The 14,333-nt window shown below is 62.5% G+C and carries 13 protein-coding genes; 8 read left to right on the top strand and 5 right to left on the bottom strand.

Features of this window, described 5'->3' with window-relative positions; all coding sequences use genetic code 11:
- The first annotated feature begins 10 nt into the window (after positions 1-10).
- Both FPL22_RS12775 and FPL22_RS12770 read left to right on the top strand, forming a co-directional pair.
- The gene (locus FPL22_RS12775; protein WP_144230803.1) at positions 11-1,837 is read left to right on the top strand and encodes a coiled-coil domain-containing protein; all 1,827 of its coding nucleotides are present in this window, start codon (positions 11-13) and stop codon (positions 1,835-1,837) included.
- Between the two features lie 101 nt (positions 1,838-1,938).
- The gene (locus tag FPL22_RS12770) at positions 1,939-2,745 is read left to right on the top strand and encodes a helix-turn-helix domain-containing protein (protein ID WP_144230802.1); all 807 of its coding nucleotides are present in this window, start codon (positions 1,939-1,941) and stop codon (positions 2,743-2,745) included.
- Between the two features lie 76 nt (positions 2,746-2,821).
- Here FPL22_RS12770 and FPL22_RS12765 read toward each other — a convergent pair whose 3' ends face one another.
- From FPL22_RS12765 to FPL22_RS12750, 4 genes are read right to left on the bottom strand one after another with little or no spacing between them, the layout of a single operon-like run.
- Complete coding sequence (locus FPL22_RS12765) at positions 2,822-3,424, bottom strand: hypothetical protein (protein ID WP_144230801.1); 603 nt, start codon at positions 3,422-3,424, stop codon at positions 2,822-2,824.
- A gap of 6 nt (positions 3,425-3,430) precedes the next feature.
- A complete protein-coding gene (floA, locus tag FPL22_RS12760; protein ID WP_144230800.1) occupies positions 3,431-4,426 on the bottom strand; it encodes a flotillin-like protein FloA in 996 nt (331 codons plus the stop codon).
- Positions 4,427-4,441: 15 nt separating this feature from the next.
- Positions 4,442-4,909, bottom strand: a complete 468-nt coding sequence (locus FPL22_RS12755) for an NfeD family protein (protein WP_144230799.1) — start codon at positions 4,907-4,909, stop codon at positions 4,442-4,444.
- On the bottom strand, positions 4,906-6,330 hold the full coding sequence (locus FPL22_RS12750) for an NfeD family protein (RefSeq protein ID WP_144230798.1): 1,425 nt from the start codon (positions 6,328-6,330) through the stop codon (positions 4,906-4,908). The genes FPL22_RS12755 and FPL22_RS12750 overlap by 4 nt, the downstream gene beginning before the upstream one ends.
- 132 nt (positions 6,331-6,462) lie before the next feature.
- On the opposite strand from FPL22_RS12750, the gene FPL22_RS12745 reads away from it, so the two are divergent.
- The 6 genes from FPL22_RS12745 to FPL22_RS12720 all read left to right on the top strand — a co-directional run bounded on the left by FPL22_RS12745 (position 6,463) and on the right by FPL22_RS12720 (position 14,008).
- Entirely contained in the window at positions 6,463-7,383 is a 921-nt protein-coding gene (locus FPL22_RS12745; RefSeq protein WP_144230797.1) for an aldose epimerase family protein, read from the top strand.
- Positions 7,384-7,459: 76 nt separating this feature from the next.
- The gene (locus FPL22_RS12740; RefSeq protein WP_144230796.1) at positions 7,460-7,825 is read left to right on the top strand and encodes a Sec-independent protein translocase subunit TatA/TatB; all 366 of its coding nucleotides are present in this window, start codon (positions 7,460-7,462) and stop codon (positions 7,823-7,825) included.
- Between the two features lie 66 nt (positions 7,826-7,891).
- The gene (locus tag FPL22_RS12735) at positions 7,892-9,154 is read left to right on the top strand and encodes an MFS transporter (RefSeq protein WP_144230795.1); all 1,263 of its coding nucleotides are present in this window, start codon (positions 7,892-7,894) and stop codon (positions 9,152-9,154) included.
- Positions 9,155-9,224: 70 nt separating this feature from the next.
- Positions 9,225-9,545, top strand: coding sequence for a phasin family protein (locus tag FPL22_RS12730; RefSeq protein WP_144230794.1), 321 nt, complete (start codon positions 9,225-9,227; stop codon positions 9,543-9,545).
- Positions 9,542-11,179 carry an ABC1 kinase family protein gene (locus FPL22_RS12725; protein ID WP_144230793.1) on the top strand — a complete coding sequence of 546 codons (1,638 nt, stop codon included), beginning with the start codon at positions 9,542-9,544 and terminating at the stop codon, positions 11,177-11,179. Before FPL22_RS12730 ends, FPL22_RS12725 begins: the two co-directional genes overlap by 4 nt.
- 237 nt (positions 11,180-11,416) lie before the next feature.
- Positions 11,417-14,008, top strand: coding sequence for a U32 family peptidase (locus FPL22_RS12720; RefSeq protein ID WP_144230792.1), 2,592 nt, complete (start codon positions 11,417-11,419; stop codon positions 14,006-14,008).
- A gap of 94 nt (positions 14,009-14,102) precedes the next feature.
- Here the strand turns inward: FPL22_RS12720 and FPL22_RS12715 are convergent, their stop codons facing one another.
- On the bottom strand, positions 14,103-14,333 hold the full coding sequence (locus FPL22_RS12715) for a DUF3185 family protein (RefSeq protein ID WP_144230791.1): 231 nt from the start codon (positions 14,331-14,333) through the stop codon (positions 14,103-14,105).

Raw genomic sequence — 14,333 nt, 5'->3', positions numbered from 1 at the left:
AATGATGATGATGAACAGATCCCTGACCTTGTTGGGCGCCTCCGCGCTGACTCTTGTTGTGCTGACCGCCGGTTGCCAATCCCGCTCGCCCGACACCGTTCTACTTAAAAAGGATCCAGGTTCATCCGTCATCTATCGTGCGCCCGGCGAAAACGACGTGCCTTACGCGACCAACGTCGTCCACGTCCCGCGCGATGCGCGTTTCAGCCTGAGCCTCGAAGCGCTCAACCCCGGCTGGCTCCACGAAGCCGGCGTGCGCAAAACCAACAATTCCCTCTCCAGCGAAGCCGGTCTCGCTGGCAAGGATCTCTGGCTGCTCATCCACATACGCACGCTTTCGTCCAACGACGCATTGCAGGTCGAGAGCAAGCGCATCTCCCGCGCCTCCCTCGTAAAATACGATCTGCGCTCCTTCGGCCTCATTCCGCTCACCGTGGACGAGGTCACGCCGTTCGCCCTCGAGGCCAATACCGACTACGAGGTCGATATTCGCCTCTACGAAGTGAAAAAGGGCTTTCAACGCGCCTCCTTCGACAATCGCCCCGGCCTCTCCGGCGTCGCCCGCACCGCGTGGGCCACCACGACCGACACGTTCAAATCCCTCGTGGGTAACTCCGGAACTAAACCCTTCACCCCGGCCGCCTCCGACGATCTGCCCATCGAGCGCCAGCTCCTCGAAGCCGGCGGCTCGCTCCAGTTTGACGCCCGTTTCGCGATTTACCGCAGCGCCGACACCCTCGCCCCGCGCCATCCCGACGACGACCCTCGCGGCGGCACGTTGATCAACCACTACCAGCTCACCGATCCCTACAACCGCCGCATCACCGATCGCCAGGAGCCGCGCAAAGACGCCCGCTTCACCGACGCCGCCAGCTACCTCGAACACCTGCAGTCCCTCGAAAACGCCGAGATCCCCGGCCGCCAGGACGCTTTCCTGCGTTTCCGCATCGAATCCATGTGGAGTCCCGTCGTCGAGACGCTCGCCAAGATCCAAGCCGCTCCCGCCACGCCCGAAAACGTCAGCCAGGAACAGGCCCTCGCCGCCGAATCCCTCGCCGCCACCGCCCGCGAGACGTTCATGAAGGTCTCCGAAGAGGAAAAACAGGCCAGCCTCGCCGCCACCGAATCCCTGCGCAAATCCAGCGAGACCAACTCCGCGCAACTCGAAGAAACTTCGCGCGCCCTTTCCCGTAAAACCCAACAGGTCGCCGCGTCCCGTGCCGCCATGGAAATCGCCCAGGCCCGCGCCCTCGCCGCCCGCCAGGCTGTCGAAGCCGCCGCATCCCGCGCTGCACAAGCCGCCAACGCCGAGAAAACCGTCGAGCTCGCCAACACCGCACTCGATGCCGCGCGCCGCTCAACCGAAGCCGCCGTGAAGTCTCTAGACGACGCCCGCGCCGCCCTTCAGGAAACTCGCGCCGCCGCCGAAGCCGCCCGCCTCAAGAAAGAGGAATGGATGCAGACCGAAACCCGCTCCAAACGCCGCCTCGACGAAGTCCGCGAACAACTCGCCGCACTCACCGTCAAAGCCGAAAAGAAACCCGACGACGCCGAACTCCGCCAAAAGCTCGTCACCGCCGAACAACAGCTCGCCGATACCACCAAGTCCGTCGAAACCGCCGCGTCCGAGTGGAAACTCGCGCAAAAGGATCAGGAGGCCAAGTTGAACGAGGTTGAAGACCGCATCGACGCCGTCGCCCAGAAGCGCCTCGCCCTCGCCGAGGCCGAACAGGAAAAACAACGTGCCCGCACCGCCAAGGATCAGGCCGATGTCGTCCTCAACGGCACCAACGCCACCGATCCGCGCCCCGCGATCCTGCGTGCCCGCAGCCTCTGACCGCATCACCCGATTGGAAAAAGGGGAACGGACGGCAATGCATCCGCTTGCATTGTAAAATCCTCCTTCCCCTTCCCGCCCTTTTCACCTAACTCACCTCCATGCAGACCATCGGCGAACGCCTCGAAGAAGCCCGTAAGCGCAAAGGCATCTCCATCCGTGAAGCCGCCGAAGCGACCAAGATCCGCGGCGACTACCTGCACAAATACGAGAACAACCAGTTTGATATCAAACTGCCCGAAATTTACGTGCGCGGCTTCCTCCGCACCTACGCCACTTACCTGAAGCTCTCCGGCGACAAGATCATCAACGATTACCACGCGCTCGGTCTCGGTGACGCCGCCAAAAACGGCCGCGCCATCAACCGCGAGGTCTATGGCCGCATGGATATCAGCGTCGCCACCGCCAAGGCCGGCAACGTTGGCGAAGCGCCTTCGGCCGCCGCCGCTGCGATGACGCCCGGCGCCGATGTCGTTCCCAACGACAAAAACCCCGCCACCTTCCGCCCTCGCGCACCCGGCGGCCTCAACCTCGACCCCAATCTCATTCTTAAAGGCAGCGCTCTGGTCTGCGGCGTGATCGTCCTCGTGCTCCTGCTCATCTGGGGCATCGGCGCCCTCACCGGTCCCAAGGCCGACAAAATTCCTTGGGTCCAGCCTCAAGCCGGCGAACGCGCCCTCGGCATCGTCGCCACCGCCAACACCGAGCTGGTCAGCGTGACCGACAGCTCCGGCACCGTTCTCTACCGCGGCCCCGTCAAGGCCGGCGAAACGAAACTCATCCCGTGGAACCAGGCGCTCGTCCTCACCACGCAGACGCCGCAAAACATCCAGATCGACCACCGCGGAAACCGTTTCCCGCTCAAGGATGTCACCACCCCGATGCGTGCTCCCAAGCCCAACGAGTAACCGTTTCACGAATACACTCCGCAAAAAAGCCGCTCTGAAAAACAGCGCGGCTTTTTTGTGCTCCGGCTTCAGGCGTTCAGCGCAAACCCACCGGCGTGCCCAGCACTTCCCGCAGCACGATCGCCTTGCGCAACGAACTCGCGTTGCGCAATTCGGTCAGCAGTCCGATGTCGTCCCGTGAAGACTTTGCCGCCGCCACCGACTCCGGCTGCTGCATCCACACCGATTTCGCATCGCGACCCGCCTCCGCCTTCCGCTCACGCAGGGCCGCCAGTTGCTCGGCCAGCTTGCGCTGGCGTTCCAGCACGATCGCCGCCTCGCGCTCCGTTTCCTCACGGCGAATTTCCGTCGCATAAGGAGCCATCACCGGTTCGCGCCGGTGGGCCGGCATGGGCGGAGGCGTGGGCGTAACCGTCGGCGCCGTGCGGGTGACACCACCCTGACGCTCGGCGATCTTGCGGCGTATTTCATCCTGGATACGGCGGGTGTTTTCATCGTGGTCCGCCGCCTGGTCATGCTCACGCATGGTGCGACCGCCGCCGGGAGCATGAACCGCCTGGCCGTCGCCATCATAATCAGCCGCTTCGCCCGCCTTGTTCTTGCTGCGCGCGTTGAGCCAGTAAGCGATCACACCGGCGATCGCTATGACGATTTGGAGATGATCCTTGATCCAGTCCATGACCGGTTACTTGTGACCTTCGGGCTTGGCGATGGCGGAGCGCATCTCGGTATCCGCCTTCACGTTTTCCATCTTGTAATAATCCATCACGCCCAAGCGGCCCGAACGGAACGCCTCGGCCAGCGCCTTCGGCACCTCGGCCTGCGCGCGAACCACCTCGGCCTGCATCTCCTGCACGCGGGCCTTCATTTCCTGTTCAACGGCGACGGCGGCCGCACGGCGGATTTCCGCCTGCGCCTGGGCGATGGACTTGTTCGCCTCGGCCTGCGCTTCCTGCAACTTCGCACCGACGTTCTCGCCCACGTCCACGTCGGCGATGTCGATGGAAAGGATTTCAAACGCCGTGCCCACATCGAGACCGCGCGCGAGCACCGTCTTCGAAATGCTGTCCGGCGACTCGAAGACCACCTTGTAGCTTTCGGCCGAACCGATGGTCGTCACGATGCCTTCACCCACGCGGGCGATGATGGTCTCTTCCTTCGCACCACCGACGAAACGATCCAGATTCGTGCGCACCGTCACGCGGGCTCGCACGCGCACCTGAATGCCGTCCTTGGCCACGCCATCGATGGTCGTGCGGCCGGACTCGGGATTGGGGCAGTCGATCACCTTCGGATCGACGCTCGTGCGCACGGCTTCAACCACGGATTTACCGGAGCCCTTGGTCGCGAGATCGATCGCGCAGGCGCGGTTCCAGCTCAGCTCGATGCCGGCCTTTTGAGCCGCGATCAGCGCTTGGATCGTGGGGACGACATTACCACCGGCGAGGAAATGCGCCTCGATGTCATCGATGGAGATATCGATGCCGGCCTTCTTGGCAGTGATGCGGGCATCGACCACCAAACCATAAGGCACCTGACGCAGGCGCATCGCCACCAACGTAACGATACCGACGTAGGCGCCCGCCAACCAGGCGCGCAGCCATACGCTGAAGAACGACAAAACAATGCCGCCGATGATGAGGACGGGCAGACCAATAACAACGATGAGGAACCAGTTCATAAGGAGATAAGGAGGTTAGTTTTTTTGGACAATCAGACGAAAATTATCGAGTTCCACCACACGCAGCGTCTCGCCCTTGGCGATCAGCCCTGCGCGCGAATACGCCTCGTAGCGTTTCCAGGCGACAATCACGTAGCCGCTGGGCGCCAGCGTCGTGTCGGCCACGCCCGCCTGCCCCACCATGGTCTCGCGCTCCGCGAGCGGCGGCTGGCTCGCCCCCGAGATCTCGGCCTTGAGAAAAAGTCGCCGCCCCAGCGCGGTCTTCGGCAGAATCATAAACTCGAACCACAACGTGACACCCGTGAGCCCGAGAGCCGCCGCGATGGCGATCCAGCCTCCCATCGATCCGTAATCGACGAATGACAACACCACGCCGACCAGCAGCGCGATCGCCGCAAAAATCCCCAAGATCGCGCCCGGCACGAACACTTCGGCTGCGAGCAGCACAGCACCCGCGATAAAAAACATGATGATCGTGTTCATGAGTCGGCGCTTTCCACCACGAGTCCGAAGTCACTGCGTTTAACGACCACGACGGCCGCACCGGCTTCGATCATACCCACAACCACGCGGGCCTCATAACGACGTCCATCGATTTCAATCTGGCCCGAGGGCATGAGCGCCGTTGCCGCGATACCACGACGGCCGGTGAGCGCGCCGGACTCCGTCGAGCCGGTGGCCGCGCCCTGCGAGTCGGCATTGATGGCCGCCTGCAGAATCATCTTATCCCAGAACCAGCCGCGCGGCATGAACCGGGCGAACAACACCGCGAGCACCCCCGCCACCAGCAGGCCGAGCCCCATGTTGACCAGCGGCTGGGTAAACACCTCGCTGTTGATCGAGACCGGTTCATTCGGCCACAGGTCGGCCATCGACCAGACCAGTGCACCGAGCATCAACAACAAGCCGCTCAACGCCGCCACGATCACTCCGGGGAAAAAGAAAATCTCGGTCGCAACCAGCAACACGCCGACCACAAACACCAGCACCGGTTCGTGCCCCGACAAGCCCGCCGCGTAGTGGCCAAAAAATACAATGCCCAACAAAATGCCGCCGGAGATGCCAAAGAAACCAAAGCCCGGGGTCTTGAATTCGATGAACACGGCCAGCAATCCGAGTCCCATGAGAATCGGCGACCACGCATTGAGATATTGGGCCAGCTCCTCGGACCACGTCACCTCGAGGCGCTGCACGGTAAAATTACCCGCACCGTATTTTTGCGTGAGCAGATCATTCACGTCCGTCGCGATACCGGCCGCCAGCAACGGTTGCGCCGGGTCCCCGTAGCTCTTGCTCGCCTCCGTCGCGGTGAGCGAGAGTAACTCGCCCTTCGGCTTCAGCACTTCCTCGCCGATCTTGAGTTCATAATCCTTGTCGAGCATCGCGGAGACCGCCGCCCCACGATAGGGCTCGCCCTCGGACATCGCGCGAATCTTGGCGCGCAGGAAACTGTTAATTTTGAGCTGCATCGTCGTGTCGATGTCTTTGCCGTCTCCCGAAACCGCCGCCGCTGCGCCGATGATTCCGCGCGGAGAAAACCAGATTTCCTTGGTTGTCGCCGAGATAAACGCACCGGCCGAGATCGCCTCTTTGTTCACGAAGGTGATCGTGGTGCCCTCAAATTTCTCCAGCGCTTCCATGATGTCGAAGGTCACGTCGAGCCGGCCGCCGGGCGTCTCCATGTCGAGCACCACCACATCCGCCTTTTTCTCAATGGCTTCCTTCATCCCGCGGCGCAGCACGTAGAGGATAGGCTTGTCGATCGCCTCGCGCACCGGAATCACGACCACCGTTTTGGCGGACGCTTTGGCTGCGGGCTCCGCCGGAGCAGCCTCCAATGCCTGCGCCTGAATCATCGCGGGAAACACGATGGCGGCGAGCAGGGTAAGAAAAACGCGCGTCATAGGCCGGCACCTTAAAGTCCGCGCGATTCATTGCGCAAGCGTCACGACCTGTCAGCGCGTTATAAAATCACCTGCGTGTTTCCACAGAATCCTTTTGCCTGCCCGATTCTCGCAGGCGAGAAATGTCCGCTCATGGAAAAGGTGTCCTATCTCGGAAAAACGCTCACACGCTGGCAGGTCGGCAATTCGACGTTCCTCGCCTTGCCCGAACACGGTGCACGCCTGATGAACTGGCACCTCGCCCTCGGCGACAGCACCACGCGCGATATTCTCTACTGGCCCGAGGATGCCAATTTCGACGAATTCCACAAAGTCCGCGGCGGCAACCCGATCTTGTTTCCGTTCAACGCCCGCACGTTCGAAGCCGGTGAGCTCGGCTATTGGCGCGATCCCGCCGGCGTGCGCCGCGTCATGCCGATGCATGGTTTCGCCCGCCAGGGTGAGTTCAAAGTCACGCGACTCGACGCGCGCGGCTTCACCGCCGTGCTCGTTCCGAGTGACGAAGCGAAACAGGCATATCCCTTTAACTACGAGTTCAGCGTCGCCTACCGTTTCTCCGAGCTCGGCCTCGCCTGCGAACTCACGCTGCGCAACCTCGACACGCAACCGATCCCGTGGAGCGCAGGTCACCATTTTTATTTCACGATGCCGTGGGCCGAGGGCCAGACGCGCGGCGATTACATCATCCGCATTCCTTCGACGCGCACCCATCGCCAGGATCCCGCCGGCAAACTCATTCCCGGTCCCGCGCTGAAGCCCGAGGAGCGTCTTGATAACCCCGCGTTGATCGACGCGATCCACCTCGGCCTCAAGTCCAACGCCGTTAGCTTCGGCCCCGCCGCCGGCCCCGGTTCCGTCACCGTGCGCAACGGCACCGCCGCCGTCCCGCCCGCCGAGGCGGCGTTCGTCACTTGGTCCGGCTCGCCCGAATCGCCGTATTATTGCGTCGAACCGTGGATGGGACCGCCCAATGCACCCGAGACGAAAGTCGGTCTTCACTGGGTGCAACCCGGCCAGGCGCAAAGCTTTGTCGTCGAGATCGCCGTAAAATAAAAAATCGCCCGCCAATTGGCCTGCGAACGCGATACGTGTAACTTTTACGCGGCAATCCGGTCATCTATTCCTTCCTATGTCCTCCCTGTTACTTTCCCTCGCCTTCATCGAAGGCCTCGGTGGCGGCGAAATGGTTCTCATTTTCTTCGTCATCCTGCTCCTGTTCGGCGGCAAACGCCTGCCAGAACTGGCTCGCGGGCTCGGCAAGTCCGTCCGCGAATTCAAAAAGGCCACCGCCGGCGTCGAAGATCAAATCAAGCGCGCCCTCGATGACGACGAACCCGAGGTTCGCCCCGTCCGCAAAAAAACCGTCTACACCGCTCCGCCCGCCGTCATCGAGCCCGTCGTCACGATCGATACGCTCGAGACGCCCGTGGCTCCTCCCGTCACGCCGCCTCCGGCCGACGACTCGACTCCTCCGCCGGAAAAGCCTGCGGCTTAAGCTCGCGGATTTCCGCCGTATTTCTCCCACCGCCGGCGCATTCGCCCGCGGGTCATTTTAGTAATCATGTCTTCCTCCGCCTCGTCCGCCGCCCGTGCCGCCACGTCCGAACGCGGAATTTTGTTCACGTTGGCCGGCGTGCAGTTCACGCACATCATGGATTTCATGATCATGATGCCGCTCGGTGCCGGCCTCATGCGGGTGTTCAATATCTCGCCCACGCAATTCAGCTATCTTGTGGCCGCCTACGGGCTCGCCGCCGCCATCACGGGATTTGCCGGCGGTTTCTTCATCGACCGCCTGGATCGAAAACGCGCGCTATTGTGGCTCTACGCAGGCTTCGGATTGGCCACGCTCGGCTGTGCGTTTGCCCCGACGTTCCACTGGTTGCTCGCCGCGCGCGTGGCCGCCGGTGCTTTCGGTGGCGTCGCCGGTTCCATCGTCATGGCCATCGTGAGCGACGTGATTCCGCCCGAACGGCGCGGACGCGGCATGGCCGTGGTGATGTCCGCGTTTCCCCTCGCCTCGGTCATCGGCATTCCCACCGGGTTGATCTTGGTCGACATGTTTGAATGGCACGCACCGTTTCTGATGCTCGCCGGCCTGAGCGTGCCCATCTGGTTCGTCGCCTCGCGGTTTCTGCCCGCTCTGCCACCGTCGCCCATCAAAACGCATCCCGTGCGGCAGATGTGGGAGATCATGACCCACGGCATTCACTTGCGCGGTTTTATGGTCACCGCGGCGCTGGTGTTCGCCGGTGCTTCCGTAGTGCCATTCATGTCGCCTTCGCTGGTGGCCAACACCGGCCTCTCCGAATCGCAGCTTAAATTCGTCTATCTCTTCGGCGGTGCGGCCACCTTCATCACGACCAGCTTCTTCGGGCGCCTCACCGACCGCCACGACAAGATCCATGTGCTCGCCGGCGTGACGGTCTTCTCCATCGCGACCGCCATCGTGGTAACCCATCTCGGCCCCACGCCCATCTGGCTCACGTTGATTGTGACCACGGTTTTTTTCGTCACCATGGCCGGTCGTTTCACGCCCACGATGGCGATGATCAGCAACGCCGTGGAGCAACGTTATCGCGGCGGTTTCATGAGCGTGAACTCCGCCGTGCAACAAGCCGCCGGCGGTCTGGCCAACATCGTCGCGGGCATGCTCATCACCCGCGAAGCGACCAGCGGACGCCTCATCGGTTACCCACGCGTCGGCTGGATCGCCGTGAGCGCTTTCATCCTGACCGTGGTGCTCGCGTGGCGCCTGCGCTCGATCGCACCGCATGCGTCCCGACCGGGCCATACCGCGATCACCCCGATCGTCGCCGAATAAACGGCCGCGGTGACCGACGCAGCGCCTTTGCGGTTGCCCGCATGGGAACCGTGATTACGCTGGAGTCACCATGATCGATCTTATCAAAAAAACCCTCCTCGCCGGCGTCGGCGCCGCTGTCATCACCAAGGAAAAAGTCGAAGACACGCTCGATGACTACGTGCGTCAGGGCAAAGTGAAAGCCGAGGATGCCAAGATCATCGCCTCCAAAATCGCCGAGCAGGGCCGCAAGGAATTCGAAGACGTCAGCCAGGCCCTCGCCGCCAAGATTCAAGACCTCGCTTCGCGCGGCACCGACAAAACCGACCCGCGCATTGCCGCCCTCGAACAACGCATCCGCGACCTCGAAGCCAAGCTCGCCACGCCTCCCTCCCGCGCCGGCGAACCGTGAAACCACTGACGTTCCTCAGTAACGCCTCACGCGCGAAGGACATCTTCGCCGTGCTCGTGAAGCATGGCTTCGCGAATCTGGTCACGCAGCTCGACCCGCAGGAAGGCCTTTGGAAACGCATCATTCCGCAGCCGTCGCAGCGCCGCACCACTTGGGAACGCATCCGCCTCGCCCTCGAGGAACTCGGGCCGACTTTCGTCAAAGCCGGCCAGTTGATGAGCATGCGGCCCGACGCCCTGCCGCACGCCCTCATCTTCGAACTGCGCAAACTTCAGAACTCCGTCACCCCTCTGCCTTTCTCCGAGATGAGCTCCGTGCTCATCGACGACCTGGAAGTCACGCCCGCCGCCGCGTTTCTTTCGTTTAACGAAACCGCGATCGCCAGCGCATCGCTCGCGCAGGTTTATTTTGCCACGCTGCACGACGGCCGCGAAGTCGCCGTGAAAATCCAGCGCCCCAATCTGCTCAAGACAGTCCAGGCCGACCTCGATCTGCTGACGTGGTTCGCTCAACAGCTTCACAACCGCGTGGACGGACTCAAACCCTACGACCTTCCGTCCGTCGTCGCCGAAGTGAAAGAAAACCTCCTGCGCGAACTCGATTTCCGCCACGAGGCGCGCAATCAGCAATATTTCAACGCGCTCAATCCCCATCCCGACCGCGTTTACGCGCCCTTCGTCGTCGATGAGTTGTCCGGCGAACACGTGCTCGTTATGGAGCGTATCAGCGGAGTCGCCGTGGGCACCGCCCGCCTCGCCCCCGCCGAAGCGAAACGCATCGCCGCCAACGGCGCCGCGTCGCTCATCCACCAGGTGCTCATCGCCGGTTTCTTCCACGCCGATCCGCACGCCGGCAACGTGCTTGTCACGCCCGACGGACGCCTCTGCTTTCTCGACTGGGGCATGGCCGGCAACCTCACGCGCCGCCTCCGCCTCGCCCTCGCCGATCTCTTTATCGCCGCCGTGCAACAGGACGCCGAGCGCATCGTGCAGATCGCCGCCGACCTCGGCAGCCCCGGCGGACGCGCCGATCTCCGCGGCATGGAACGCGACGTCACGCTCGCCCTGCGCGAAGATTTCAACAGCGCCATCGGCCACGTGCAGCTCGGCCGCGCGATGTTGAAGCTCCTCTTCATCTTCGGCCAAAACGGCATCAACATCACCCGTGATTATTCGCTGATGGCGAAGGCCGTCCTCTCGATCGAGGAAGTCGCCCGCACGCTCGATCCCGACTTCGATCTGCGCGCCGAAGCCCGCCCGATTCTGACGCAGCTCCAGAAAGACCGCACCGGTCCCTTGGCGATCATGCGAGAGAGCCGGACCGTGTTGCGTTCATTGCTCACGGGTGCGCGCGAATTGCCAGCGGAGATTTTCCGCATCATCCGCCGCATCGAGCACGACGACCTCACGATCAAGTTTCAGCATCAAGGCCTCGAAGATCTCGACGACGCACTCAAGACCTCGGCCAACCGCATCGCGCTGGGTTTCATCAGCGGCTGCTTGTTCATCGGCAGCTCGCTGATCGTCGCCGCCAAGGGCGGAGCCAATACGAGTCTGAGCATCGCCGGTTATGTCATCGCCATGATGCTCGCCGCCTACGTCGCCTACGGCATCTACAAAGAGGGCAAGTACTAGGCTCAGCGGCCAAGGGCTCAGCGCCTCGTGCGCACCCACTCCAACACCCTAGCTGCCCGCGCCAGCAAGGTAACCGTCCAAACCCATTTGTAACTTAATACGTTACAAACTGCCGTCCCATCCACGCCCTCAATCGTCCAGCTGCAACCGCTTTACCGGACCCATTGTAACTTAATAAGTGACAAACTTGCGGAGTTGCCCCGAGGGCAGACCCGCGCATGGTTCCGACCCACGACCATGTCCGCCATCGAAACCGCTCCCGCACCCGTTCCCACCACACCCCGCCCCTTGGTGCGTCCGGAACTGCTCGCGCCCGCCGGCGATTGGGAATGCGTGCGCGCCGCCGTCGAAAATGGTGCCGATGCCGTTTACTTCGGCCTCGAACGTTTCAACGCCCGCATGCGCGCCAAAAACTTCACGCAGGCCGACCTCCCCGCGCTCATGGAGTTTCTCCACAAACGCGGCGTGCGCGGCTACGTGACGTTCAACGTCCTCGTCTTCACCCACGAGCTGTCCGACGCCGAGGACTACCTGCGCACCATCATCGCGTCCGGCGTGGACGCCGCCATCGTGCAGGACACCGGCATCTGCCGCCTCATCCGTAAAATCTCCCCCGACTTTCCCATCCACGGTTCCACGCAGATGACCGTCACCGGTGACGCCGGCGTGGAATTCGCCCGCGAGCTCGGCGCCGAACTCGTCGTCCTCGCCCGCGAAAATTCCATCAAAGAAATCCACGCCATCCAGGACGCCCAACGCGCCGCCAACAAAACCCCTCTCCCGCTCGAAGTCTTCGTTCACGGCGCCCTCTGCGTCGCTTACTCCGGCCAGTGTCTCACCAGCGAATCCCTCGGCGGACGCTCCGCCAACCGCGGCGAATGCGCGCAAGCCTGCCGCATGCCCTACGACCTCATCTCCGACGGCGCGCAGGTCGATCTCGGCGACCGCAAATACCTCCTCAGCCCGCAAGACCTCGCCGGTCTCGATGTCCTTCCCGAGCTCGTCAAAGCCGGTGTCTCGTCGCTCAAAATCGAAGGTCGCCTCAAAGCCCCCGAATACGTCGCCAGCATCACCCGCGTGTATCGCCAGGCCCTCGATAAAATCTTCGCCGAATACGATAACGCTTCCGCACCCTTCGACGCCGCCCGCGCCAAATACGAACTCTCGATGACGTTCTCGCGCGGTCTCTACACCGGCTGGTTCAACGGCATTCAAAATCAGGAACTCGCCCACGGCCGCTTCGGCACCAAGCGCGGCGTCCTCCTCGGCACCGTCACCCGCGTCGCCGACGACCATGTCGCCCTCCGTCTCGAATCCGCCCTCAAACCCGGCGATGGCGTTGTCTTCGACGCCGGCAACCACGCCGCCGGCGAGGAAGGCGGACGCGTCTATCAAGTCGAACCCCAGCGTAACGGCGAGACCGTCCTCCGTTTCGGCCACGGCGATCTCAACTTCCGCCGCATCAAGCCGGGCAACTTCCTCTGGAAAAACAACGACCCCGCGCTCGACCGCGAACTGCGCACCACGTTCGAAGGCGAAAAGATCCGTTTCACCCGCCCCGTTGATGTCGAGGTGCACGGCCACGCCAACGCGCCGCTCACGCTCATCTTGAACGACCGCGAAGGCCACGTCGTAAAGCTTGAGTCACAAGTCGCCCTCGCCGCCGCGCAAAACCAGCCGCTCACGCAACAACGTCTCGAAGATCAGCTCGGTCGCCTCGGCGGCACGCCCTTCCAACTCGGCACACTCAGCTCGCATCTCGAAGGCGCGGTCATGCTCCCGATGAGCGAACTCAACCGCATCCGCCGCGAAGCCTCCACCGAACTTGACCGCTTACGCGGGCTCCCCAAGCGCTGGACGCTCGTCGAAAAAACCCCGCCGCTATCCTTCGCCGCAACCAACTCCGCTCCGTCAAACGCCGCGCTGATCGTCCTCGTTCGCAGCCTCGAACAACTCGACGCCACGCTCGCCGCCGGCGGCTTCGCCGACATCTACTGCGAATTCGAAAACCCCAAGCACTACCGCGACGCCGTCATCCGCTTCCGCACCTGGCAGTCTTCCGTTGCCGGCCTTCAGGTTTCAGGTCTCAGCCCTCAGGTTTCTCCTCCCGCAATATGGGTGGCGCCTCCGCGCATCTTCAAACCCGGCGAAGAGTGGATCCTCAAACAAGTCCGCTCCTCCGAAGCCGACGGCTACATCGTCCGCAACCACGAGCACCTGCGTTACTTCAAAAACGACCGCAAGCGCGGCGACTTTTCGCTCAACGTCGCCAACCCGCTCACCGCCGAGTATTTCATTTCCCACTACGGACTCGAGCGCGTCACCGCCAGCTACGACCTGAATGTCGTCCAGCTTGAGTCACTCCTCGGCTCTGCGCCCGGCGCGTGGTTCGACCTCACGATCCACCAGCACATGCCCATGTTTCACATGGAGCACTGTGTCTTCTGCGCGTTTCTATCGAAGGGCAAAGACTACAAGGACTGCGGACGCCCTTGCGACAAACACACCGTCGCCCTGCGGGACCGCACCGGCTCCGAGCTCCCGCTCAAGGCCGACGCCGGTTGCCGCAACACCGTCTTCAACAACCGCGCGCAAACCGGTGCGGAATACTTCGACCGCTTCCGCGCACTCGGCGCGCAAAACTTCCGCATCGAATTCGTCAACGAATCCCCCGCCGAAGTCACCCGCACCATCGCGCATTACCAAAAACTCCTGCGCGGCGAAATCGGCGGCACCGAGCTCTGGAAGGAACTGCGCGTCATCAATCAGCTCGGCGTCACCCGTGGCCAAATGGAAGCCGCGCCCCAGGTGATCTTCAAAAAGAACTGACCGCCTCTTCTTTTATCACAAAAAAAGCCCGGACAAAAATGTCCGGGCTTTTTGGTATCAGGACTGCGAGGGCGTCCGGAATTTTATCTGAATATTACGACGACTTGCCACCGCGCACCACTGCACCAATGCCGACCGCAGCGATCACGCCACCGCCGATAATGTAGTAAAAATGCTTCGGGATGCGGCCCTTGCCGTCGACCGCATTGGCCACGTCGGTGCCCACTTCGGCAGCGGCGCCGGCGACCGAGTCTTTACGCTCGATGCCTTGGTAGATCAGGAAGCCACCGACCACGATCAGGATAATACCGATAATTCTGCTCAT

The sequence above is a fragment of the Rariglobus hedericola genome (assembly GCF_007559335.1).
Lineage (GTDB): Bacteria > Verrucomicrobiota > Verrucomicrobiia > Opitutales > Opitutaceae > Rariglobus > Rariglobus hedericola.
This window is presented reverse-complemented; position numbering and strand designations above follow the sequence as displayed.